A 23,560-nucleotide genomic window follows, 5' to 3' on the forward strand; every position below is an offset into this window, starting at 1 on the left:
AGGTCTTTGTCAGGGAAGCGGGGTTGCTGCCTGGAAAATACCGTCGAAAATTCCGGTGTACCCGGTAAAGCGAGGGGCATCAAACAAGCATCACAGGCCGCACAACCCGACACGATTTTCGCAACACCTCCGCCGTTCCCCGAACAGGAATCCTTGACAGCCAGACCATTTAGCATGTAAATCCTTCCGAAAACCGAACCGACACACGATATGATCAGCTCCCCCTGAACACCAAGGTTCAGGAAACCCCACGCCCAAGGAAGTGACAATCGCCCCTGATGCGAGGCCGGAGCCTGAATACATAACCAGCACCCGAGGTTCCATCGCCTCCTGATGGCCCTCTCACTGCACGAACCCAAGTGGAAAAACCCGATGTTCGAATCCGTACCCTCCTGGTGGCGCGCCACCTCCCCTGACGACTCTGCCGTGGATGTCCGAAAGGCCCTTGAAACCATCGACAGCCCCTTCTTCCTTGTAGACAAGGGAAACGGGCCCGAGGCCCACACCTCCGGAGAGATCCGCCTGGGGTGCGACAAACCCGGTGACCAGTGGCACCCCGCCCTGGCCACGGTCCGCGCCCTGCCCATCTCTGCCCTGGGGTCCCGGAGCTTTCTCAAGCGCCACGGCCTGCGTTTTCCCTATATTATGGGGGCCATGGCCAACGGCATCACCAGTGAGGCCATGGTGGAGGCTGCCGGGAAAAACGGCATGCTGGGATTTTTTGGGTCCGGGGGCTGCACCCTCCCCCGCATCAAAGAGGCCATCGCCCGTCTGAAACAAGCGGCTGCGGCTGAGCCGTTTCCCTTTGGGTTCAACTTTCTCCACCACCACGGCGCCCCCGAGGCAGAGATGGCCCTGTGCGAGCTCTACCTCTCCGAAGGGATCCGCTGCGTCAGCGCCGCGGCCTTTCTCACCATGACCATGGCCCTTGTGCGTTACCGGGTCACCGGCATCTATTTAGGCGACGACGGACGGGTGATCACGCCCAACAAGGTCATTGCCAAACTCTCCCGGGAAGAGCTCGCCGAAAAATTCATGAGCCCGCCCTCTGCGGAGATCCTCAAAAAGCTCCACGCCAGGGGACTCATCACCGACACCGAGCTGGCCCTGGCCCCCCGCATCCCCATGGCCGACGACATCACGGCCGAGGCCGACTCCGGGGGCCACACGGACAACCGCCCTGCCCTGGCCCTGCTTCCTGCCATCCAGGCCGTGCGGGACCGTCTCATGGAGACCCACGGATACCCTGAAAAGATCGGTGTGGGCCTGGCCGGGGGCATTGCCGCGCCCGTGTCTGCCACAGCCGCCTACGCCATGGGCGCCGACTACGTCCTCACCGGCACCATCAACCAGGCCTGCGTGGAGGCGGGAACAGCAGAACCGGTCAAGGCCGCCCTGGCCCAGGCCCGCCAGGCCGACGTTACCATGGCGCCTGCCGCCGACATGTTCGAGATGGGGGGCAAGGTCCAGGTGCTCAAGCGGGGCACCATGTTCGCCATGCGCGCGGCCAAGCTCTTTGCCCTCTACAAGGAGCACCCGAGCATCGAGGCCCTGCCCGAGTCCGATCGTATGTTTGTGGAGAAAAAAATCCTGGGCAAGCCCCTGGAGCAGGTATGGCAGGAGACGAAAGCTTTTTTTGAAGAGCGGGACCCCTCCCAGCTGGCCAAGGCCCAGTCCGACCCCAAGCACCGCATGGCCCTGATCTTCCGAAGCTACCTCGGCCAGGCCTCACTCTGGGCCATCCGGGGCATCCCGGAGCGCTCCGGGGACTACCAGATCTGGTGCGGGCCCGCCATCGGCGCATTCAACGCCTGGACCAAGGACACGCCCCTGGCCTCCCCCGACAACCGGGACGTCACCACCGTGGCCTTCAACCTCCTGGTGGGCGCCTCCGTGGAAGCCCGCTCCCGCATCCTGGCCAGCCAGTACCCCAGCCTTGCCGGGATCCGGTTCCTCCCCAAAACCCGGGAAGCCCTTGTCCGGTGCTCTGTAGAAATCCGCTGAGCACGTGTTTAAAAAAGCCTCCGGCGGCGAGGTGGAGGCACCTGGAAACCCTATGGCGAATGCTTGAAGGCAGACATCATGCAAACGTTTTCGGAGCATTCGCGTGGGGTGTGGCATGTGGCAACCGTTTATGCAGGAGAGGCCCATTTCATTCTTCTGGAAACACGATGCCGGGCATGTGGGATTGGCTTGACTGTATATGGCTCCTTTCGTTCCCAGGCTCCGCCTGGGAATGAGGCACGGAGGCTCTGCCTCCACGCTTGAAATCATTTCATCCCGCAAATTTAGCCTATTCTGCTGCCATGCTTCACACCTGCAAGGTGTGAGAACTGCAACCGACACCTCCTGACAGAGTCTTTGGTCAAACGCACATTCGCCCTTGATTCCACGACTTGCGTTCCCTTGCCACCCCATTATCAACATCCCATGCCCCGTCCACGCATCACAGCAAGGCATGACACCCCAGCCCCCTGGAATTCTTGTTTACTTGACGTCTCAAACCGGTCTACAAACCCAAATGCCCTTTGCCGATCATCTGGCCCAAAGGCACAGGTCACGATTCCGCCTTCGCCCCATGGCTTTTAGAGCACCCCGGGTCGTGACAAAGCCCCAACTTTTTTATCAGGAGTAGACGTGTCATGCTTAAGTGGATCGAACGATTTAACCGACTCTTTGTGGTCTGGGCCGTTCTCATCTGTGTGGTGGCAGCCCGGTTTCCCCTGCACTTTGCCCAACTCAAGCCCCTCATCGTCCCCCTGCTCATGGTGGTGATGTTCGGCATGGGTGCCACCCTGCGCGCCCGGGACTTCAAAGAGCCCCTCAAGCGCCCCCACGTGATCCTTCTGGGCGTCTCCATCCAGTACCTCATCATGCCTTTGGCCGCCTTTCTCATCTCCAGAGCCCTGGGCCTGTCCCCCGAGCTCATGGTGGGCATGGTCCTGGTGGGAAGCGTCTCCGGGGGCACGGCCTCCAATGTGGTGGCCTTCCTGGCCGGTGGAGACGTGGCCCTTTCCATCGTCATGACCGCAGCCTCCACCTTTCTGGCGGTCTTCCTCACGCCGCTGCTCACCCAGCTCTATGTGGGAGCCACCGTGCCCGTGGCCATGCTCCCCATGTTCCTGAGCATCCTCAAAATCGTCGTGGTTCCCGTGGCCGCAGGCATCCTCGTCAACACCCTCTTTCAGGAGCACCTGGAAAAAATCCAGCCGGTCTTCCCCCTCATCTCGGTGGTGACCATCGTGGGGCTCATCGGCATCATCATCGGCCTCAACCAGCCCAGGCTCTCCACCCTGGCCCTTCCCCTGACCCTGGCCATCATCCTTCATAACGGATGCGGCCTGGCAGCGGGCTACGGTCTCCCCAAGCTCCTGGGGCTCGATGAAAAAACCTGCCGTACCATCGCCATCGAAGCAGGCATGCAGAACTCCGGCCTTGCCGTGGCCCTCTCCATCAAGTACTTCACCGCGGCCTCGGCCCTTCCCGGCGCCATCTTCAGCCTCTGGCACAACCTGTCAGGGTCCTTCCTGGCCACGGTGTGGACCACCCTGGACGCAAAAAAAGAAAAAAAAGAGGGCTGCCCCGTCCTGACAACGGAGTAGCCCTCAGGTTCGCAAATGCTCCGGGGCTTCGCCCCTCCACATTTGCTGACGGGCTCCGCCCGTGGAGGCCAGATGCCCTGAAGAAGGATAAAACGAAATTGACGCTCAGCGGAATCTCTACGGCGGCCCTGCTGGGAGCTACCGTTTCAAGACGGGTGTGCTTTGCCCCGAGGAACAAGGGCCAAAGCGCATCCGCTACATGTGTTCAAGGTGTTTGTAACTATTCAGTTGCCTCCGGTAGGTCGCTTTTTAAAAAAAGCTCCGCAAAAACTTGACCCCGACAGGGCCGCTTAACCTGCAAATATACAAGTTACGATAACATATCCTCTCACTTAGAAGCTTGTAAGGCTGCACGCGTAAACCGCCAACGCATGCATCGGGCAAAGCCCGAGCCGAAGGCGCTTGCGCATTTTCCTGAGGAACGAAGGAAAATGCGCAAGCGCAATAAGCTTTCGAGGTGGCTCACCTCGCCGCCGGAGGCAGTTTTCGTTTTACCTCTATGGGCCGCCAACGTCTCAGATACGGTTTCATCGCCTTAGTACTGGCAATAGACCCAGGACATCCGCTTGGGAAACAGGGCATCCACCAGGCGAGCGGTGCGGCCTGAGGCGGGGCATACGGCCGGATCCACGTAAATAAGATCCGGAAAGATATCGGGCCGGATGTGGCGGATCTCCTGCCAGGAGCGATGGCCCAGGCAGAGCAGGGCAAACAGATCGTCGGTCATGCTCATCATGGCATCGCAGTCCTCGCCTGTTGCCGGGCCGATGTGGTGAAGCTTACCGTCCTGCCAGGCAAGGTCGATGCCGGAGTCGAACAAGTTGAGCCGCAGGGTGCCTGTGTAGCTGGGGAAAAGGCTTTCCGCCAGTCTGCGCTCCAGGACCGGGGCCATGCGTTTCAAAAAGGCTTCTTTGTCCACCACCTTCACCTGCCAGGCGTAAGGAAGACTCTCCGGGGCGCCCATGGACCGGGCGATCTTTCCCAACGTGGATTCCCGGTGCAGGTTGAGGCGGACATAGGGTTTGTCCCTTTCCAGGGCTTTTCCCTTGCAAAACGAAAGAATCTCTTGTGCCGCGACCTCGTCAACCCCTTCGCTGACTTCACTCACAATAAGGCCCTTGCCAAACCCGTTCAAGGCGATACGAAAGTAATGGGAAGCCTCGCCCTTGGGATCCGTCATCACCCAGAACTCCGAGCCGTACTCTGTTTTCAGGCTTTCTGAAAACAGGTACCGCCAGTTTGCTTCCGTCCGTTTCACGGCAATGGAATAAGCGCTCCGGTAGGCCTCATCTTTCTGCATCAAAAAAGGGATGTCCTCCACCCCCGCCCGCCTGAAGTCAAAGCGGGGCTTTTCAATCTTCCCGGGAAGGACGTCCAGGTGCAGGTTGATATGGTTTTCCATCTCCACGGCGTAGTGAAACCCGAACCGATGGTAAAACCCGGGAATCCCCTGGATCACGGCAAGATCGTACCCCTCATCCGCAAGGGCCTGGTTGAACTCTTTGTTCAACAGCCGCATCAATCCCTTGCCCCGGTGGGCTTCAAGGGTCCCCACGATGCCCATCTCCGCCACCTTCAGGGGCACCCCTTCCATCTCCCAGGCCCAGGGGATGAGGGCAAAGGCCGAGACAACCCGGCCGGTGGCCTTCTCCTCCGCAATGAACCAGTTCTCCTTTGTCATGCCCGGAAGGTGGTGGAACATGGTCTCTGCCAGCACCCCCACCTCTTCCGGGTGAAAGACCTCCTGAAAAAGGTCGTGAAGGCGTTTTCCATCGTCCTTGGATTCTGCGCGGCGTATTTTATAGTCAGTATTCATTCTTATTTTTCCTTAGGATTTCCACACAATTAAATGTCTTTTTTTGATCCCTGAGCCATTTGTCTTTATTGGATTCAAAAGCAATACCAGGCGCTTTACCCTTACGCATTCTCTCAATAGTTCAGTTCCCTGCGACGGCCAGGGCCTTTTGCCAAAGTGGCTTTACCACCCCCTGGACCCGATCACGAATGCTCCCGGCCTACGCGCCTGAGCCCGATCACATTCGATTTTTCGTTTCATGGCATCGCCATGGGGACCAAAGAGGGCGAAGCCACACGAAGCAAAAGGCTCCTGGCCGCCGGAGGTATCCTGTGGTTACTTGTTTTTTTGCAAAAGCAGGCAGACATATCCGTATTCGTCGCCATGGGTTTCATCCAGGAGAATCTCGTCGGTCATCTCCCGGAGGGCACGGCTCATGCCAAAGGTTTCGACGGTCTTTTTAACGGTGACTTTCATGTCGCTGTAAAAATCCTGCCAGTCCCTGCGCGGAAGGATAAAGGTGTCCACGACCTCATAGCCCAGGCTTTCCGCCTGCTTTTTTCGTGTGTCGGGGTCGGTCATCCGGGGGTATTCAATGCGCCAGTAGTCCTGGCAGGCTTTGGAAGGTTTACGGGTAAGCCATACGGCGTCGCTCAGGAAGAGGTAGCCGCCGTCGCGGATAAGGGGACGCCACAGAGAAAGGGCCTCCTCCACGCCAACAATGTAGGCACTGCCCTCGGCCCACAGAAGGTCAAAGTAATTTTCCGGAAAGTCGAGGCTGTGCATGCTCATGTTAAGGGGGGTGATCCGATCTTCCAATCCGCGGCGGGTCACCTCTCCTTGAAGACGATCCAGAAACGGCTGGTGGTTGTCCACGGCCGTGATATGTGCGCCGCACGCCCCGGCCAGGACAAGGGAAGCCGAACCGGAGCCGCATCCGATATCGAGGATGGAACGGATTCCCTCCGGATCACCGATGCTGCCAAACGCCTTGAGGGTCGCCTCGGTGCTCCCCGGCCCCTGGCGCTTCATCTGTTCGAAGACGTGGAAAAAATGATTCACGTAGGTGGCGTTGTCGTGCATGTCCCGCGATACCCAGCGAATGTAGAGTGCCTCCTTTTCACTGAACCCCATCTTTCGCAACCAGGCAGCATGAGCATCTGCCGAGCGTTTTTCAAACTCCGCATGCCACTCACGGGCATCGGCTGGGGCCATCTCAGGCGGGGCATCTCCGGTGATCCGATGATAAAGGGAACGAAGCAGGTCCCGGGCCACCGTCATCTCCACAAGCTCCTTTTCCAGGTGCACGAGCCGCTCCCGGATAAGCGCCATATCAGGGTCGCCGTCCATAAAATGTCGGCACTCGGCAAGGGAAAACCCCGCCTTCTGGAGCTGCTTTAGCATCACAAGCCGGTCCAGGGCACCCTGCGAGTAAAACCGGTACCCGTTCACCGGATCCCTTTCAGGCACAACCAAACCGCCCCTCTCGTAATAGAGAAGCGTGGAGCGGGATATGCCGAGCTTTTTCGTGACATCGGAAACGGTGTACATAACCTTGTTCCTTTCATCTGCTCTGTCATCTCAAGAAGGTTCGCCGTCCACAAAGCACCGGCACTCGGCAAGGGAAAACCCCGCCTTCTGGAACTGCGTCAACATCACAAGCCGGTCCAGGGTACCCTGTGAGTAAAGCCGGTACCCGTTCACCGGATCTTTTTCAGACACAACCAAACCACCCCTCTCGTAATGGAAAAGCGTGGAGCGGGATATGCCGAGTTTTTTCGTGACATCGGAAACGGTGTACATGACCTTGTTCCTTTCATCTGTTCCGTCAACCCAACACTCTATCCGGCTCCACTCAGTAGCCTATAAACCTGTAGACAGGTCAAAGGTTTTTTCAGGTCATTCGCATGCCCCGAACATCTCTTCGAGCTGCCATGCGTCTTCATGCCACTGGGGCCAATTTCGGAACCATTCCGGCACCACGGCCTCACGCACCCTGTCCGACACCGGGATATAGGGTTTCAGGTCGATGATGGGTGTGCCGTCGTGGGCATCGATCCAGGGAACCCGGATGATGCCCCGTTCCATATCCACATGAAGGCAGGCACAGGTGGTCACGGCCACGGGGTTGGGCCGATACGGGGAGCGGCAGGCAAAGACGCCTGCCTCAACGCCCTCTGCATAGGGAAGCTCCGTCAGCAGACGCGCCCTGTCGTCCCAGTTGTCATGGCCGGTGGCCCACCAGAACACCTGCACGTGGCTGAATCGGTGAAGCTCTTTTAAGGCCTCTCTGAAAGCCTTGCCCACCTGCAGGGTAAAGCCCCCTTCGGCCTCTTCATGCACCTGGCCCACGGGGCAAATGGAATAGGTTTCTTTCGTTGAATCGATTGTCATGGTCACTCCTTGGGTTCTGGGTTCATCAAATGAAGAGATGAATACACCAGAACCCAAGGGCCTTACTTTTCTGGGATTGCTTTCCGGTTTGCCCATCTTGCTATTCCTCTCGGGCAACGCACCGCATACAAATATTAGAATGACATACGCCTTGACAAACCCCACCGACTTAAACAATACTACAGCCCATACAGTATTGGTTAATACGGCATACGCCTACGATATAAGCCCGGTGCGGAGTCTCTCTCCCCAGGCCCGAACCCCGCCGAATCCAACCACGAATTCGGCAAGACTCATTTTACATGGTGATGTGATGAAAAAGATTGCGGTTTTACCCGGTGATGGAATCGGCCCCGAAGTGATGGATGAAGCGGTCAAGGTCCTGGACGCGGCCCAGAAAAAATTCGGTTTTGAACTCGCCTACACCTGGGCGGACGTGGGTGGCGCGGGCATCGACAATCAGGGCAAGGCCCTGCCCGAGCCCACTGTCACGGTCTGTGAGGAGAGCGACGCCATCCTCTTCGGCTCCGTGGGCGGTCCCAAGTGGGAGCACCTGCCCCCGGCCGAGCAGCCCGAGCGCGGCGCCCTGCTGCCCTTGAGGAAACACTTCAAGCTCCACTGCAACCTGCGCCCTGCCAAGGTCTTCAAAACCCTGGTGGACGCCTGCCCCCTGCGGCCCGACATCGCCAAAGACGGCTTTGACATCCTCTGCGTCCGCGAACTCACCGGTGGCATCTATTTTGGCGAGCCCAAAGGCCACCACGGCGAAGGCGCCGACGAGACCGCCTTCGACACCATGATCTACACCCGCGCCGAGATCGAGCGCATTGCCAGAAACGCCTTTGACGCCGCCATGAAGCGCAGCAAAAAAGTCACCAGCGTGGACAAGGCCAACGTCCTGACCACCATGGTGCTCTGGCGTGAAGTGGTCAACGAAGTGGCCAAGGAGTACCCCGAGGTAACCCTGGACCACATCTACATCGACAACGCCACCATGCAGCTGGTCAAAGACCCTCACCAGTTTGACGTCCTCGTCTGCTCCAACATGTTCGGGGACATCATCTCCGACGAGTGCGCCATGCTCACCGGCTCCATGGGCCTTTTGGCCTCTGCCAGCTTAAACGCCGACGGCTTCGGCCTCTACGAGCCCGCAGGCGGCTCCGCCCCCGACATCGCAGGCCAGGGCGTGGCCAACCCCATCGCCCAGATCCTCTCCGCCACCATGATGCTGCGCTACAGCCTGGACCTCGGCGAAGCGGCCGATGCCATCGAAGCGGCCATCTCCAACGTCCTCGAAGCCGGCACCCACACCGCGGACATCGCCCGCGAAAACAGCACCGTGGTGGGCACCGCCGCCATGGGCGACGCCATCGTGGCCGAATTGGCAAAAATGTAAAACCGTGCCTCCGGCGGCCAAGGGCTGAGCCCTTGGAGCCCAGGCTCGTGAATGCTCCGGGGCTTCGCCCCGTCACATTCGCTGACGGGCTGCGCCCGTGGGTTAGATCATATGGGCAGATTGGCACCACCCCGCTATATGGACAGAAATGGGGCTGTCCGGGGAAGGAGCAACCTGTATGGTCACAAAGATTCTGTGTACTGAGATGGTATGAGATCAGGACGGTGAGGGCGGCGTTGCTGCCCTCACCACCCCTGTATAGCCGGTCCCGCCATGGGCCGGTTGGTGCCCGCAAGGGCCCAATTGTGGAAACGGGACACAAGCGTAAGCTGTGTCCCGTTTTGCGTTGGGAAGACAAGGGGGGGCTACTGATAAGTAAACTCGTTCTTGTGGCTGACAAGTAAAGCCAATGGTGGTTACCGCTGGCTTTCCTGTGGAAAAAATGGAGCCCGCTCAATTCGAGAGACCCGGCCTCCCGAACCGGAAAGACCAAGGTAAAAACGCCACCTACCAGCCTTGAATCCACACAAACCGACTCGCCCAGAGGGCGTCTTTCAAGGCATCCAGCAGGTCGCCGTAGCTGAAGGTCCGGGTGTCGGTGTCGGGCCATGGGGTGTCGGACACCGGGGGCGGTGCCACAGGAGATTCTGTGGGCTCCGACGACCAGGTGGCAAGGAGCATGTCCCGGCTGCCGTTTCCGCCGGTTGCAATGGCTTCCAGCCCCGCGTAATGCGTCTCATCCGGGTAGGCAACGGGCTCAGAGGATGTAACGGAATGGTTGTCCATGAGGGTCAGGGCCTGACCCGATTCCGAGATATGGTAGAGGCTGAGGTAGCCTGTGGGATGGGGCGGGGAGAGAAACACCCGATAGCAGCGCCCCGACCGCAAGACGCCGGAAGGCGTCACGACCAGCCGCAAGCCCTGGTTGTCGGCCTTTTCCACAAAAAGCTGCCGGAACCAATCCTCGGGGGGAATGGGATAGACTTTTCCCTCAAGGGCCATGGCCCATCCGCCGTGCCGCCTCACCACATGATAGTCGTCGGGAAAAATGCCGAGAAACGAAAGACTGTACGAAAAAGGAAGGCTCGCCTTGTACCCGGAGGCATGGACATATCCCGAATCCCCATCCCCCATGCGACCATCCCCGAGCTTTTGCATGAACGTGCGGTTGTCATAGGCCAGGGCCACAAAATGCCTGCCCCCTGCCTTGCCGTGCTTCACCGGGGTGAGATCATCCAAAACAAACCGGCTGACAAGGGAAACCCGGAACCGGGCAGAGCCCGACGCCCCGTCAGCCCCCTGCTCCCTCACCACCTCCCCCGTGGACGAGACCCGGACCCCCAATGACTCGGCAATCTCCCGTGCCGCGTCCGCCCGGGCTTCCGCCATGGTCTCTCCCTGCCCGTACCCCACCAGCACATGCCCGGGCCCCGCAAGGTCCCGGTTCACATACCAGGCAGGGCCGCCGCAACCGAGACAGCCCAACAGAATAACCACACCCACAATCCATCCTGCACAACGCATCACACACGCCCTAAGTCTAATAAAAGCCTCCGGCGGCCCTGCCGGGGGCTAAACTTTTGAAAAGTTTAACAAACAGGTTTCAAGACTATATTTTAAGTTTTTTCCGACACAAATACGGATGTAACTTGGCCCGAGGTATCCGCCTACGCCCTTGTCTATGCCACACCGTTCGACTAACGCTGGTTGGCTACGGCGCGACAAGCGAGGGGCAAAGTGCATCCGTAACCAGCTTTCAAGGTGGCACACCTTGCCGCCGGAGACTGTTTTTTTAAGCTGAATAGTTACTTTTTCCGAAGACCAAATGCGACCTCTCCTCAAACAGGTTGCCTGATGTCATCCTTCACGCGAATGCCTCGACAGTGGGCAAGTGACGAGACACTTCATGCATTCGCCACAGGGTTTCCAGGTGCCCCCACCTGGCCGCCGGAGGCCTGCTTTTTCCACCATTTTAACCATAGAAGGCCTAAGGAGTTTTTTACTTCCCCGGCAATTTCAACTGGCCGTTGCCCCTCAAGGTGGGTTCCTGGAGTTGCGTACCGCCCCTGGCCCTGCTGACGCGGCGGGTCTGGTCGTGAACGCGCTCAAAAAGGCCCTCCAGGGTATGGTGGGTGTGGCACAGCTCTTTCATGAGAAAATAGCTGAAGAGTCGGTGGCCTTTTTCCGGGTACATGTTGGAAAATTGGCGTTCGGTTCCGGCGGTGAGAACGGCCATGCGGCGGTCACCGACCTCTATCCCCTTGGGCACGAGGCGGGTGGCGGCCCGACCGTTACCAAAGGCGGATGATCCGTCGGAGGCCCCTGTAAAACAGCTGTCCAGAAACACGATGGCCTCTGCGGCCCGGCTTTGGGAGAGGGCGTCCAGCAGGGCGTCTACCCTGAAAAAGGGGTCGGTGTGGACAAAGTCCGGTGCCTGGTCCCGGGCCAGGAGATAAGGGGCGCTGCCCTGGGTGAGGGAGGGCAGGCCGTGGCCGCTGTAGTAGAGATAAATCCGGTCGCCGCGGGCTGCCTCCCGCAGGAGAAATCGAAACTGGTCCTTGATGGAGGCGGCGGTGGCAGGAAAGGTGCGAGAGGCAAGCTCCGGGATTTCGCTTAACCCGTCGTCGGTCAGGAGAAAGACGTTTTCGGGCGGAATCCCCAGGCGTTTCATGGCCACCCGGGTGAAGAGCTCGGCGCTGCGGCGTGAATAGGTGATGGGACCGGTCTGGTCGTACTCCTCGATGCCCATGGCAAAGAGCCAGTTCCGCGAATCCCTTTGCACCTTGCTGCTGGCTTTAAGGAGATCAGGAAGATCATCGTCAAAGGAGGCAATGGGTTGAGGGGATCCTTCGACAGCAGCGGTCAGGGCTGCTTTCACCGCCCCTCGATCCTGGATTGCTGCCAGGGGAAGCAGCTCTGTAAACCTGTTTCGCTCCGGTGAAGAAAAAGCGAGAAAATCGGCGCGCAGCTCCGGGGGGAGTTTCAAAAGGTAGGGGCGATGGTCGGGGTCCAGCCGGCCGAAGGCAGAGGCCTCCTTCCGGGTAAGGTCGTACCGCTTTCGGTACCAGGGGAGCAGGTCCAGGGTCTGGGCATCGGAGGCCCCCTCGCAGGAGGCGCTCACATACAGGGTTCGCGATTCGAGGAGGGCGTCGGTAACGTCCGGGCGATAGAGGCCGTCTCCCAGGGCCAGGGTCTCCACCGAACGCCCCTGATCGTCCATGACGGTCACCCGGATGTTCCCCCAGACCTTTTGTTCGCGGACGGTTCCGGTCTCTTCATGGATCCGGCGTCGATCCACGACATCATAGTCCACCGGAGCCCACAGGTACCCCATGAAAAGCCAGGAGCGCAGGTGGCTGTCCACAACCCGCTGCCGCATGGCCTCCTCCCCGTCGGGCTCCCCCCAGCCCGTAAAAAGAGCTTTGACGCACATGGCCGGGGTTACCACAACCCCTGCCACGGTGGAGAGGGCGCTGCCCAGGATCAACCGGGCATCGGGTTCGTACCCGTATATCTCCAGGCGGGTCACCCCCCTGGCTTCCACCCGGGTTTTGACCACCCGTTCCGGCACAAGCCGCACCGCCTTCACCCGAAACCCGGGCTGCCCATCTCCTTCCTGTGCCACGTGCACACGACATGGCCCGCCGGGCCCTGGTACAGGCTCACCGGCGTATTCAAAGGCAAAGCGTTTTTGGGTACATGCGCTGAAAAGACACAGAACAACCAAGGCAGGCAACACACGTTTCACAAGGCACTCCAGACGGTTTGCGTTCGCACGACCAGCCCTTTACCGACACAAGGGCCTCCCCTCTTCTATTTTTAGGTATCGGCAAACGTTGCCTCTTTCTGAACTGCCCGGGATATGACAAGGGACTTTTGGTGGTACAGAACGCGGCCGGATATGATAAAGTGGGCTGTTGATAAAAAATACGCAAACAAATGACTTGAGCGCCGCCCGCAACCGGACATGGTCCGACGCTTCGGGCGTGCCATCCATGATAAACGTTGTATCCATAGCCTATGGCTGGTTAGAGACCTCACCCTATGACACAGAATTACCACAGACGCAGTCCCCACCCCAAGCGCCGGAGACACCGACGGCCGCCCAGAAAAAAATTCGCACCCACCATCAAGGCCGGCTCCGATGAGCGGCTGAAACCCATTTTTGAGCAGATAGGCACCCCGGAGGCCCGTCCTTTTTCTCCGGACCGATTTCAGCTGGAAGCGGTGGAGGCGGTTCGTCATGGGGATTGCCTGGTGACGGCCCCCACGGGATCGGGAAAAACCTGGATTGCCGAGCAGGTCATCATGGGGGCCCTGGAGCGGGGAGAGCGGTGCTGGTACGCCACGCCCTTAAAGGCCCTGACCAACACCATCTTCAGCCGTTTCTGCGATCTCTTCGGCAAAGGGAGCGTGGGGATCCTCACGGGGGACATCAAGGACAACCCGGACGCCCCCATTATCGTGGGCACCACCGAGATCCTGAGGAACCAGCTCTACGACGCCATGCACACCGGCCGGGACCTTACCACCGACCTGGTGGTCATGGACGAAGCCCACTACCTGGGGGACGCCGACCGCGGCGTGGTCTGGGAAGAGGTGATGATCTACCTGCCCTCGCGGATTCCCCTGCTGTTGCTCTCGGCCACCGTGGGCAATGCCCGCCAGATCGCGGACTGGCTCACCGACCTAAGGGGCCGGGAGGTTCAGGTCATCGAAGAGACCAAGCGCAGCGTGCCCCTGCACCCCCTGTTTTTCCACCCCTCGGGCACCCTCTTTCCCCTGGTGAGCCAGAAAGGGGGCAAGGGAAGCGTGGGGCTGTACAAAAAGGTCAACTCCTACGTCAATCAGGACAATCCCCCCATTCTGGCGCCCCCCAACCGGTTGCCCCCCATGGGCGAGATCATGAAGGTGCTGAAAAAATACCGGCTGCTCCCCGCCATCTTCTTCATGAAGTCCCGGGCCGACTGCAACGGTGCCCTGGAGCTCTGCTCCGGCGAGATCCTGGCCGGGGACCCGGCCCGTGCCGACCTTCTCTCCCAGCGTGTGGACGAGATCCTCACGGCCCACCCCCATCTCAGCCGCCACAAGCAGCGCTATCATTTGGAGCACCTGGCCGTGGGCGCCCACCACAGCGGGCAGCTCCCGGGGTGGAAGATCGTCATCGAGACCCTCATGAACGAAGGGCTTTTAGACGCCATGTTCGCCACCAGCACCGTGGCCGCCGGGGTGAACTTCCCCGCCCGGAGCGTGGTGATCATGAACTCGGACCGTTACAACGGCGTGGAGTTCATGCCCTTGTCCTCCTCGGAGTACAACCAGATGACGGGCCGTGCCGGACGGCGTGGCAAGGACAAGGTGGGTTTTGCCGTGATTCTGCCCGGCAAGTTCAACGACCTCCGGCACCTGGCGCGCCTCACCAACCAGGCCCCCGAGCGCGTGGAGAGCCAGATTCGCATCAACTTCTCCATGGTGCTGAACCTGTTGCTCTCCCACAGCCCCCACCAGATCGAAGGGCTCCTGGACAAATCCTTTGCCTCCTTCCTGCTGGAGAAAAAACGGGGCAGAGGCCGAAACAACAGGCGCCTCTGGGAGGACTTCACCCTTCACCTGGAGTTTTTGAAATTCAAAGGATTTGTGGACGACGACAACCGCCTCACCGCCGACGGCGAGTGGGCCTCCCGCCTGCGTATCGACTCGCCCCTTCTGGTGGGGGAGTGTTTCCGCCTGAAGCTTTTTCCCGAAGACCCGGCCCTCATGACGGCCATGGTGGCCTCCTTTGTGAACGAACGGGAACGGGACGACGAGAGCATCGACCGGAGTGCTCTGCCCAAAAAGCTCATCCACACCTTCCTCACCATCAGAAAAGGGCTCACCCCCTTTGCCCGGGAGATGCTGGACTGGGGATTTAACGTCCCCTTTCTCTACCTCCACCCGGCAGCCACCCTGTACCTCTGGGCAGCAGGCACCCCGTGGAACGATGTGGTAAGGTTCTCGGGCCTTCAGGAGGGGGACCTCTCCAGGCTGGTTCTGCGCACCGCCGACAACCTGCACCACATTGCGGCCCTCTCCGCGGTCTTCCCCCAGGCAGCGGCCGCCGCAGCCGAGGCCAAGAAGGCGATCATGAGGGACCCCATCGTCACCACACTGGAAGAGATTCCCGAGCACCGGGAGGGTCCCGTTGCCGGTTCTCCCGTATAATGCTGGGCGTTTACTTTATGCGTCATTTTATTTATATAGGACCTCACGAGGATAACCTGTGATGATCCGGCCCATGCACAAGGGCCAAAAAGACGAAGCAACGATACAGACTTGAAGGAGTAAATTCATGGAACCATGCCCATGCGGACTTGATGCGGCTTACGATACCTGTTGCGGACCCATTATCAGAGGCGAAAAAGCCGCTGAAACGGCAGAGCAGCTCATGCGCGCCCGATACACCGCCTATGCCAAGGTGGAGACCGATTTCCTGAAGGAGTCCATCCACCCCGACAAGCGCCACACCCATGACGAACGCCAGACCAAAAACTGGGCGGCCAAATCCGAGTGGTTCAACCTGGAGGTGGTTCGCACCGACAAGGGCGGCGAAGGCGACGAAACCGGCCAGGTGGAATTCATCGCCAACTACGCCGTCAAAGGCGAAAAGGCTCGCCACCACGAGCTGGCAAGCTTCGTGAAGGTCGATGGTGCCTGGTACTTTGACGACGGCGTGGGCGTTGTCCCCGAAACGGTCGTCCGCCAGGGCCCCAAAGTGGGCCGCAACGACCCCTGCCCCTGCGGCAGCGGCAAAAAGTTCAAAAAATGCTGCGGATAGCACAGCGGTAATCCGTTTCATTTCGGGAAAGCCCTCCTGCCGAGGGCTTTCCCCTCCCCCTCTTCCGCCGGGGATTCCTGCTCCGGCACCCTGTGGGTCTCCCACACATGTCACACCCAACCATCACGTTAAGGAGCATATCATGATTGAATGGGCATACCTTCGAAAAGGCTGAACGTCCTGCACCAAGACCCAGGAGTTTCTTGGGCCCCTCAACCTCGCCCCCAAAGAGGTCGTGGATGCGCGAAAAGAGCGCATTGACGCCGATGCGGCCTGGGCCATCCTCTCATCACGCCCCCTGGTAATCACAGCCCGGGGAAAAAAGGTGACGGAATGGCAGGCCAGCGACGAGAACAAAGAGGCCATACTCAAGGCGGCCATGGGGCCGTCCGGAAACCTGCGCGCCCCCACCCTCAGGTTGAAAGACCGGATTGTGGTGGGGTTTCACGACGATTATTATAAGGCAACCTTCGCTCCATAGAACCCGATGCCTCGGGGCAACATCCCCTGGCATCCCAGTCGAAAGGAAAGAAACATGTTGAAATTGTTTGCACCGCTTCTCATTGCCGTTTTTTCCCTGTGTTTTGTCGGATCGTTTGCCTCCGCCGCCCCCACCCTGGACGACGCCAACCCAGGCGAGGTGATTTTCACGGCCCAGTCCGACACCACCCCTCAGCCCACGGCCGTTGAAGCCGACGTTGAGGCCGAGGCAGTCCCCCTGCCCCCGGAGCCCATGACCTCCGAGGACCTTGAAACCGCAGCGGACATGGAACCTGCCGAAGAGCAAAACATCCCGATCCTTGTGAGTGTCTCGGAGATGGTCATCGCAACAGACATTGTGGAGCGTGAGCCCGTTGAGACCGGTACCCTCTTCTCCACGGACACCCCGCGCCTCTTCTGCCACAGCCGCATTGTCTCCCCCGAGCCCACCACCATCACCCATGTCTGGTACCGTGACGGTCAGCGCGTGGCCGAGGTGCCCCTGACCATCGGCGCCTCCGCGTCCTGGCGAACCTGGAGTTCCAAGGCCATGAGCCCTTCCCTTCCTGCGCCCTGGCGAGTGGAAATCCTGGCCGAAGACGGGACCCTGCTGGCCCAGACCGATTTTTCCGTGGAATAGCCAGACGCTCAACACCACGTGCCTCCGGCCGGACACAACCGGAGGCACGTTGTAACTATTCAGCTTGCCTCCGGCGGGTCGCTTTTTTTAAAAAAAAGCTCCGCAAAAAGATTAAAACAATCAAAATCGCTGAAATTCATGCCAAAGCCGTCAAGACCTGTTTGTCAAACGTTTCAAAAGTTTGGCCCCCGGCAGGGCCGCCGGAGGCAAACATAAGCTGAATAGTTACGGCACGTTTAAAGTCCGATGTGCCTTTATCCGACATAAGGAATAAGGCACACACGTTCCCGGTTCCGTAACCGGCCGCATGACGGCCCCATCACGAGGAAGGAGGACCCACATGGCTCTTTGGGACAAGCTGAAAGGTGAACTGGTCGATGTCATCGACTGGTTGGACGACTCCGGGGACACCATGGTGTGGCGGTTCCCGCGGTACCAGAACGAGATCAAGTACGGGGCCAAACTCACCGTCCGGGAGTCCCAGGCCGCGGTCTTTGTGAGCGAAGGCCGCATCGCCGATGTCTTCGGGCCGGGGCTCTACAGCCTCACCACCCGCAACCTGCCCGTCCTTACCACCCTCCAAAAGTGGTACCACGGCTTTGACAGCCCCTTTAAAGCCGAGGTCTACTTCTTAAGCACCCGAAACTTCACGGACATCAAGTGGGGAACCAAAAAGCCCATCACCCTGCGGGACCCCGAGTTCGGGCCGGTGCGCCTTCGCTCCTTCGGCACCTACGTGGTCCGTGTCGCAGACCCCAAGGCCTTCATCACGGAGATCGCCGGCACCGAGGGGCACTTCACCGTGGAGGAGATCACCGGCCAGCTCACCAGCATGGTCATCACCCGCTTTGCCGACCTCCTGGCCGAAAGCAAGATCCCGGTCCTGGACCTGGCGGCCAACTACAACGAGCTCTCGGCCTGGGTCACCGCCAAGCTTGCCGGAGAGTTTTCCGCCTACGGCCTGGACCTCACCAAGCTCCTCATCGAAAACATCGCCCTGCCCAAGGCCGTGGAAGAGGCCCTGGACAAACGCACCAGCATGGGCATCGTGGGGGACCTGGACGCCTACACCAAATTCCAGGCCGCCAACGCCCTGGAAAAAGCGGCGGAAAACCCCTCGGGGGACGCCTCGGCAGGGGTGGGCATGGGCATGGGGTTTGCCATGGCCAACCAGATGACCCGGACCATGGCCGACCAGGCAGCCCAGGCCAGTCAGCCTGCGGCGGCCCCCACCTCTTCCGGCGCTGCCGTACCGCCCCCCTTGCCCCCCCAGGAAGCCATCTCGTATTACCTGGGCATCGGCGGAGAACAAAAGGGTCCATTTTCCCCCAAGATCGTCCACGAGATGATCCGGGACAAGGCCATCACCAAAGAGACCCTGGTCTGGCGCAAAGGCATGGAAGGCTGGGAAAAGGCCACCGATCTTCAGGAGCTCAGGCTCCTCCTGGAAGACGGGCCGCCCCCGCTGCCTTGATAGATCAACACGCCCCCGGCGCCCTGCCGGGGGCCAGAGGTTTCATCCGCCTTCGCCCACGGGCTTCGGCGCCAATCGGAACATGTTTTGCGGGGCTTTTTTTCAAGCGCCCCGCCGGAGGCAAGCGAAAGTGCTGCCCCCACTGGTTGACATCCTTATCACCCCACAGAGTTTGACCTATGGCCAATTGCAAAAACTGCTCAGCCCCCATCCCTGCGGACACCATTGTCTGCAGTTACTGCGGAACCCGAAACGACACCGACCTGTCCGGCATCCACGAGTACACCGAGGTGGCCCCTGAAAAAGAGCGCATCTGCCCGAGGTGTGAGAAGGCCATGAAGACCATCGACCTCAAGATCGGCGGCACCTTCCTCATCGAACGCTGCGAAACGTGCATGGGCATGTTCTTTGATGCCGGTGAGCTCGAAGCCCTCATCAAGGCCACGGTGAAAAACGTGGGCCACGTCAACCACAAGAAGCTCAAAGAGCTCTACGCCCTGCAGCGCCACGACGAGTACGGCATCTCCTACATCAAGTGCCCGGTGTGCGAGACGGTGATGAACCGCGTCAACTTCGGCCAGCGAAGCGGTGTGATCATCGACCGCTGCCCCGACCACGGGCTCTGGCTGGACGGTGGAGAACTCCGGCACCTTTTGGAGTGGGTCAAAGCCGGCGGGCAGATGTACAACGACCAGCGCGAGGCCATGAAGCGAAAAATGGACGCCCGGGAGGACATCAAGGTCAGGCGGGCCACCACGGTCCACGGTGGCGGAGGCTTCGACACCTACGGGGCCACCCTGCGCCACAGCGACCCGGACCTCTTCACCATGGTGGGCCGCGTCATCCGCTGGCTGGTGAGATAAGCCGTTGTGACACGCTGAATACTGAATGCACCGACGGACGCGTACGTGGCGTCCGTACCCCGCCTTCCGGGCCCGGGGGGCGCAAGCCCCTTTGGGCCCCCACACATCCCGCCGACAACCTGTCTGAACCTTTCACCTTCATCGCCCCATCCCGGCATTTTCCCCCCCGCCGTTGCCCCGTCAGCCCGGAAAATGAGTCAGCCCCCTAAGAAGCCGGGACCCTTTGCGCACCAGATACTTGCGAGTTTCGAAGGAGTCTGGTAGGTTACCTCGGTTATGCGGCAGAAAAGGGGCCACGCACGCGCGGTATCTTTAACGACGCGCCATCTGAACACAAGGGCCGGGACCACCCCGTTTTTCATCCATAACGGGCCCCCGCCTCGCCACCCAAGGAGTGATTCCATGTCAAATGAAGGCAACAAGGTCATCTACTCGATGATCCGTGTGAGCAAATACTACGATAAAAAACCGGTGCTCAAAAACATCTCTCTCTCCTATTTCTATGGGGCCAAGATCGGCGTCCTGGGCCTCAACGGCTCCGGGAAATCCTCCCTGCTGCGTATCCTGGCAGGGGTGGACACCGAATTCGACGGCCAGACCATCCTGTCCGACGGCTTTTCCATCGGGTACCTGGAGCAGGAGCCCCTGCTGGACGAAGACCGCACGGTCATCGAAGTGGTCAAGGAGGGCGTTCAGGAAGTGGTGGATCTCATGAAGGAGTACGATGAGATCAGCGAAAAATTTGCCGAGCCCATGGACGATGACGCCATGGACAAGCTCATTGCCCGCCAGGGCGTGGTGCAGGAAAAACTGGACCACCTGGACGCCTGGGACCTGGACTCCCGTCTGGAGATGGCCATGGACGCCCTGAGGTGCCCGCCCGCCGACGCCAAGGTCAGCGTGCTCTCCGGGGGTGAAAAGCGCCGCGTGGCCCTGTGCCGCCTGCTGCTCCAGAAGCCCGACATCCTTCTCCTTGACGAACCCACCAACCACCTGGACGCCGAGACCGTGGGCTGGCTGGAACAGCACCTCCAGCGTTATGCGGGCACCGTCATTGCCGTGACCCACGACCGCTACTTCCTGGACAACGTGGCGGGCTGGATCCTGGAGCTGGACCGCGGCGAAGGCATTCCCTGGAAAGGAAACTACTCCTCCTGGCTGGATCAGAAGGGCAAGCGCCTGGCCCAGGAAGAGAAGCAGGAGAGCAACCGCCAGAAGACCCTCGCCCGGGAGCTGGAGTGGATCGGCATGAGCCCCAAGGGACGGCACGCCAAATCCAAGTCCCGTATCACGGCCTACGAAAAGCTCCTCAACGAGGACACCAAGCAGCGTGAACAGGAGATGGAGATCTTCATTCCCCCCGGACCCCGCCTCGGCAACATGGTCATCGAGGCCGACAAGGTGGCCAAGGCCTACGGGGAAAAACTCCTGGTGGAGAACATGAACTTCATGCTCCCCCCCGGCGGCATCGTGGGGGTCATCGGCCCCAACGGCGCGGGCAAGACCACCCTCTTCCGCATGATCACCGGTCAGGACACCCCGGACGACGGCACCATCAACATCGGCAGCTCCGTGAAGCTGGCCTACGTGGACCAGAGCCGGGACAGCCTGGACGGGGACAAGAGCATCTGGGAAGTAATCTCAGGGGGGCAGGACACCATCTCCCTGGGCAACCGCGAGGTCAACTCACGGGCCTACGTCTCCCGCTTCAATTTCTCCGGTTCCGACCAGCAGAAAAAGGTGGGCGCCCTTTCCGGCGGCATGCGAAACCGCGTGCACCTGGCCTGCATGCTCAAAGAAGGCGCCAACGTCCTTCTCCTTGACGAACCCACCAACGACCTGGACGTCAACACCATGCGAGCCCTGGAAGAGGCCCTGGAGAACTTTGCGGGATGCGCCGTGGTCATCAGCCACGACCGCTGGTTCCTGGACCGCATCGTCACCCACATCCTCGCCTTTGAGGGAGACAGCCAGGTGGTCTGGTTCGACGGCAACTACTCCGAGTATGAAGAGGACCGCAAGAAGCGCCTGGGCATCGACGCGGACCAGCCCCATCGGATCAAGTACCGGCACCTGACCCGATAACCGTCGGGGCCGACGGAAGGCACGGCGCCTTTTCCGTCGGCCCTCTCCAAGGGGGCACGGCGTTCCGAGGAAAGATGTTCACCGCCCCGGGAAACACGGCCCGTTGCGGCGATCCCTCCATTGATAAGTGATTGCAGAGTTGATAAAATTTGTTATATAGATTGTTATATACCCACAATAAATCCGAAGCACCCGACGTGACAGACGGCGATGGGCTTCGAAACAAAGACCGAGAATCAGCTTGTATTTCAAGTGTCTTTCGGCCCTGCCCCCTGTGGTTCACGCCCACACCGTTTGCGCCGCCGTCACTCTTCACCAACGCCATCTTCTGATTCGGGGAGAATGCATTGCCCATGGCCACCATCCTCATCATCGACGACGACCAACAGATCTGTGAAATCCTTGAAGCCTTCATCCGAAGGGAAGGCCACCGCTCCATGTCCCGGCAGACCCTCACCGAGGGATTGCAGCAGCTGGAGAGCGCGGCCTTTGATCTCGTCTTCCTCGACGTCGGCCTTCCCGACGGAAGCGGCCTGGAGCTGGTACGCCGCATCCGCAGCACCCCGGGAGAGCCCGAGGTGGTGATCATCACCGGTGCAGGCGATGCCGACGGCGCGGAAATGGCCATCAAAAACGGCGCCTGGGACTACCTCCAAAAGCCTTTTAATTTAAAAGAGATCACCCTCACCCTGAGCCGGGCCCTCCAGTACCGGGAGAACCTCAAGGCCTCTTCGGTTAAGGAGGACCCCGTGGACAGCCAGGGGATCATCGGCAGCAGCCCCGTGATCCACGACTGCCTCACCACCCTGGCCCATGCCGCCCGGAACAACGCCAGCGTGCTCATCACCGGCGAGACAGGCACCGGCAAGGAGCTCTTTGCACGGGCCGTCCACAACAACAGCAAGCGCAAAGAGAACCGCTTTGTGGTGGTGGACTGCGCGGCCCTGCCCGAAACCTTAAAGGAGAGCGCTCTGTTCGGCCATGAAAAGGGCGCCTTTACCGGGGCTGAAAAAACATCGGAAGGTCTGGTGAAGCAGGCCGACGGAGGCACCCTCTTCTTGGATGAGGTGGGGGAAATGGACCTGCCCCTTCAAAAGGTATTCTTAAGGGTCCTTCAAGAGAAGTGCTACCGCCCGGTGGGGAGCCGCATCGAGCAGAAAAGTGATTTCCGGCTGGTGGCGGCCACCAACCGGGACCTGGACAAGATGGTGGCCGAAGGCACCTTTAGAAACGATCTCCTCTACCGGCTCCGCACCGTGGCCATTGAGCTGCCCCCTTTGCGCATGCACCCCGAGGACATCCAGGCCATCATCCTCTACCACACCGGGGCCATCTGCCGGAACTTCGGCATCGAGCCCAAGGGCTTTTCCCCGGACTTTTTCCAGGTGCTCTGCGCCTACAGCTGGCCCGGTAACATCCGGGAGCTGGTCAACACCCTGGAAGGGGCCATCAGCAAAGCAGGGGAAGAGCCCATCCTCTTTCCCATGCACCTGCCCGATGCCATTCGGGTCCACGTGGCCCGGGCCAACCTGGCGGGAGATATGCCCCCGCAGGCCACCACCGCGTACCAGGTCGAGAAAAAACCCGAAGGGCTCACCGCGGTTCCCCCGCTGCTCTCCCCTGCCCCCTCCCCGGTGCTTCCGTCACAGGCCGACGAGATGCCCTCCCGGGAAGAGGTACTCACCCAGGCGGACCAGGCCTATCTCAAGCACCTCATGCGGGTCACCCGTGGAAACATCAAAGAGGCCTGCCAGGTCTCCGGTCTCGGGCGAACCCGTTTGTACACCCTGATGAAGAAATACGGCATCTCCCGACTCGGCTGGTCCACCGCAGAGCCGGAGAAAGACGATGCCTGCCCGTCCGCCCCCCTTGAATAGAGGACGGACCAGACGACGGAGAGCCCCGATTACAGGGCCTCTCCGGCCACAATCCAAACCATCTATTCACTTTTGTGAACATCCCCCATCCACTTAAGCGGCCCCTTTCCACCGTGCACGCCACATCGGCAAAGGCGGCC

General features: G+C 60.0%; 16 protein-coding genes and 1 pseudogene. 11 read left to right on the forward strand and 6 right to left on the reverse strand.

What is annotated here, in order from left to right; all coding sequences use genetic code 11:
- Window positions 1–372 precede the first annotated feature (372 nt).
- Window positions 373–2,004, forward strand: coding sequence for a PfaD family polyunsaturated fatty acid/polyketide biosynthesis protein (locus ACOYW0_RS09305; protein WP_482418241.1), 1,632 nt, complete (start codon window positions 373–375; stop codon window positions 2,002–2,004).
- Between the two features lie 638 nt (window positions 2,005–2,642).
- Window positions 2,643–3,602, forward strand: a complete 960-nt coding sequence (locus ACOYW0_RS09310) for a bile acid:sodium symporter family protein (RefSeq protein ID WP_482418242.1) — start codon at window positions 2,643–2,645, stop codon at window positions 3,600–3,602.
- A gap of 535 nt (window positions 3,603–4,137) precedes the next feature.
- Here the strand turns inward: ACOYW0_RS09310 and ACOYW0_RS09315 are convergent.
- From ACOYW0_RS09315 to ACOYW0_RS09330, 4 genes are all read right to left on the reverse strand, one after another.
- Entirely contained in the window at window positions 4,138–5,418 is a 1,281-nt protein-coding gene (locus ACOYW0_RS09315) for a GNAT family N-acetyltransferase (RefSeq protein ID WP_482418243.1), read from the reverse strand.
- Window positions 5,419–5,733: 315 nt separating this feature from the next.
- Complete coding sequence (locus ACOYW0_RS09320; protein WP_482418244.1) at window positions 5,734–6,948, reverse strand: MerR family transcriptional regulator; 1,215 nt, start codon at window positions 6,946–6,948, stop codon at window positions 5,734–5,736.
- 30 nt (window positions 6,949–6,978) lie between these two features.
- Window positions 6,979–7,200, reverse strand: a complete 222-nt coding sequence (locus tag ACOYW0_RS09325; protein WP_482418245.1) for a MerR family transcriptional regulator — start codon at window positions 7,198–7,200, stop codon at window positions 6,979–6,981.
- A gap of 96 nt (window positions 7,201–7,296) precedes the next feature.
- Complete coding sequence (locus ACOYW0_RS09330; RefSeq protein ID WP_482418246.1) at window positions 7,297–7,791, reverse strand: TrmO family methyltransferase domain-containing protein; 495 nt, start codon at window positions 7,789–7,791, stop codon at window positions 7,297–7,299.
- A 313-nt stretch (window positions 7,792–8,104) separates the two neighbouring features.
- Between ACOYW0_RS09330 and leuB the strand changes: the two genes are divergently transcribed.
- Complete coding sequence (gene leuB, locus ACOYW0_RS09335) at window positions 8,105–9,187, forward strand: 3-isopropylmalate dehydrogenase (protein ID WP_482418247.1); 1,083 nt, start codon at window positions 8,105–8,107, stop codon at window positions 9,185–9,187.
- A gap of 507 nt (window positions 9,188–9,694) precedes the next feature.
- Here the strand turns inward: leuB and ACOYW0_RS09340 are convergent.
- Together ACOYW0_RS09340 and ACOYW0_RS09345 are read right to left on the reverse strand one after the other, a co-directional pair.
- Window positions 9,695–10,690, reverse strand: coding sequence for a hypothetical protein (locus tag ACOYW0_RS09340; RefSeq protein WP_482418248.1), 996 nt, complete (start codon window positions 10,688–10,690; stop codon window positions 9,695–9,697).
- A 496-nt stretch (window positions 10,691–11,186) separates the two neighbouring features.
- Window positions 11,187–12,812, reverse strand: a complete 1,626-nt coding sequence (locus ACOYW0_RS09345; RefSeq protein WP_482418249.1) for a caspase family protein — start codon at window positions 12,810–12,812, stop codon at window positions 11,187–11,189.
- A gap of 419 nt (window positions 12,813–13,231) precedes the next feature.
- On the opposite strand from ACOYW0_RS09345, the gene ACOYW0_RS09350 reads away from it, so the two are divergent.
- The 8 genes and pseudogenes from ACOYW0_RS09350 (at window position 13,232) to ACOYW0_RS09385 (ending at window position 23,420) form a co-directional block, all read left to right on the forward strand.
- A complete protein-coding gene (locus ACOYW0_RS09350; protein WP_482418250.1) occupies window positions 13,232–15,388 on the forward strand; it encodes a DEAD/DEAH box helicase in 2,157 nt (718 codons plus the stop codon).
- Window positions 15,389–15,515: 127 nt separating this feature from the next.
- Window positions 15,516–16,001, forward strand: a complete 486-nt coding sequence (locus tag ACOYW0_RS09355; protein WP_482418251.1) for a YchJ family protein — start codon at window positions 15,516–15,518, stop codon at window positions 15,999–16,001.
- 187 nt (window positions 16,002–16,188) lie between these two features.
- Window positions 16,189–16,482, forward strand: a pseudogene (locus tag ACOYW0_RS09360) (ArsC family (seleno)protein); the annotation flags it as partial.
- Between the two features lie 54 nt (window positions 16,483–16,536).
- Window positions 16,537–17,121, forward strand: a complete 585-nt coding sequence (locus ACOYW0_RS09365; RefSeq protein ID WP_482418252.1) for a DUF2914 domain-containing protein — start codon at window positions 16,537–16,539, stop codon at window positions 17,119–17,121.
- Window positions 17,122–17,461: 340 nt separating this feature from the next.
- The gene (locus tag ACOYW0_RS09370; RefSeq protein WP_482418253.1) at window positions 17,462–18,595 is read left to right on the forward strand and encodes an SPFH domain-containing protein; all 1,134 of its coding nucleotides are present in this window, start codon (window positions 17,462–17,464) and stop codon (window positions 18,593–18,595) included.
- Between the two features lie 179 nt (window positions 18,596–18,774).
- Window positions 18,775–19,458 carry a zf-TFIIB domain-containing protein gene (locus ACOYW0_RS09375; protein ID WP_482418254.1) on the forward strand — a complete coding sequence of 228 codons (684 nt, stop codon included), beginning with the start codon at window positions 18,775–18,777 and terminating at the stop codon, window positions 19,456–19,458.
- 402 nt (window positions 19,459–19,860) lie between these two features.
- Complete coding sequence (ettA, locus tag ACOYW0_RS09380) at window positions 19,861–21,543, forward strand: energy-dependent translational throttle protein EttA (RefSeq protein ID WP_180142281.1); 1,683 nt, start codon at window positions 19,861–19,863, stop codon at window positions 21,541–21,543.
- Between the two features lie 353 nt (window positions 21,544–21,896).
- The gene (locus tag ACOYW0_RS09385) at window positions 21,897–23,420 is read left to right on the forward strand and encodes a sigma-54-dependent transcriptional regulator (RefSeq protein ID WP_482418255.1); all 1,524 of its coding nucleotides are present in this window, start codon (window positions 21,897–21,899) and stop codon (window positions 23,418–23,420) included.
- Window positions 23,421–23,560 lie beyond the last annotated feature (140 nt).

The sequence above is a fragment of the Desulfoluna sp. HI9BLuna genome, assembly GCF_056829775.1.

Bases quoted from the DNA above. Each gene is read 5' to 3' on its own strand.
- ACOYW0_RS09310 (WP_482418242.1), top strand. From the start codon at position 2,643: ATGCTTAAGTGGATCGAACGATTTAACCGACTCTTTGTGGTCTGGGCC.
- ACOYW0_RS09315 (WP_482418243.1), bottom strand. From the start codon at position 5,418: ATGAATACTGACTATAAAATACGCCGCGCAGAATCCAAGGACGATGGA.
- ACOYW0_RS09305 (WP_482418241.1), top strand. From the start codon at position 373: ATGTTCGAATCCGTACCCTCCTGGTGGCGCGCCACCTCCCCTGACGAC.
- leuB (WP_482418247.1), top strand. From the start codon at position 8,105: ATGAAAAAGATTGCGGTTTTACCCGGTGATGGAATCGGCCCCGAAGTG.
- ACOYW0_RS09325 (WP_482418245.1), bottom strand. From the start codon at position 7,200: ATGTACACCGTTTCCGATGTCACGAAAAAACTCGGCATATCCCGCTCC.
- ACOYW0_RS09355 (WP_482418251.1), top strand. From the start codon at position 15,516: ATGGAACCATGCCCATGCGGACTTGATGCGGCTTACGATACCTGTTGC.
- ACOYW0_RS09375 (WP_482418254.1), top strand. From the start codon at position 18,775: ATGGCCAATTGCAAAAACTGCTCAGCCCCCATCCCTGCGGACACCATT.
- ettA (WP_180142281.1), top strand. From the start codon at position 19,861: ATGTCAAATGAAGGCAACAAGGTCATCTACTCGATGATCCGTGTGAGC.
- ACOYW0_RS09365 (WP_482418252.1), top strand. From the start codon at position 16,537: ATGTTGAAATTGTTTGCACCGCTTCTCATTGCCGTTTTTTCCCTGTGT.
- ACOYW0_RS09330 (WP_482418246.1), bottom strand. From the start codon at position 7,791: ATGACAATCGATTCAACGAAAGAAACCTATTCCATTTGCCCCGTGGGC.
- ACOYW0_RS09385 (WP_482418255.1), top strand. From the start codon at position 21,897: ATGGCCACCATCCTCATCATCGACGACGACCAACAGATCTGTGAAATC.
- ACOYW0_RS09320 (WP_482418244.1), bottom strand. From the start codon at position 6,948: ATGTACACCGTTTCCGATGTCACGAAAAAGCTCGGCATATCCCGCTCC.
- ACOYW0_RS09350 (WP_482418250.1), top strand. From the start codon at position 13,232: ATGACACAGAATTACCACAGACGCAGTCCCCACCCCAAGCGCCGGAGA.
- ACOYW0_RS09370 (WP_482418253.1), top strand. From the start codon at position 17,462: ATGGCTCTTTGGGACAAGCTGAAAGGTGAACTGGTCGATGTCATCGAC.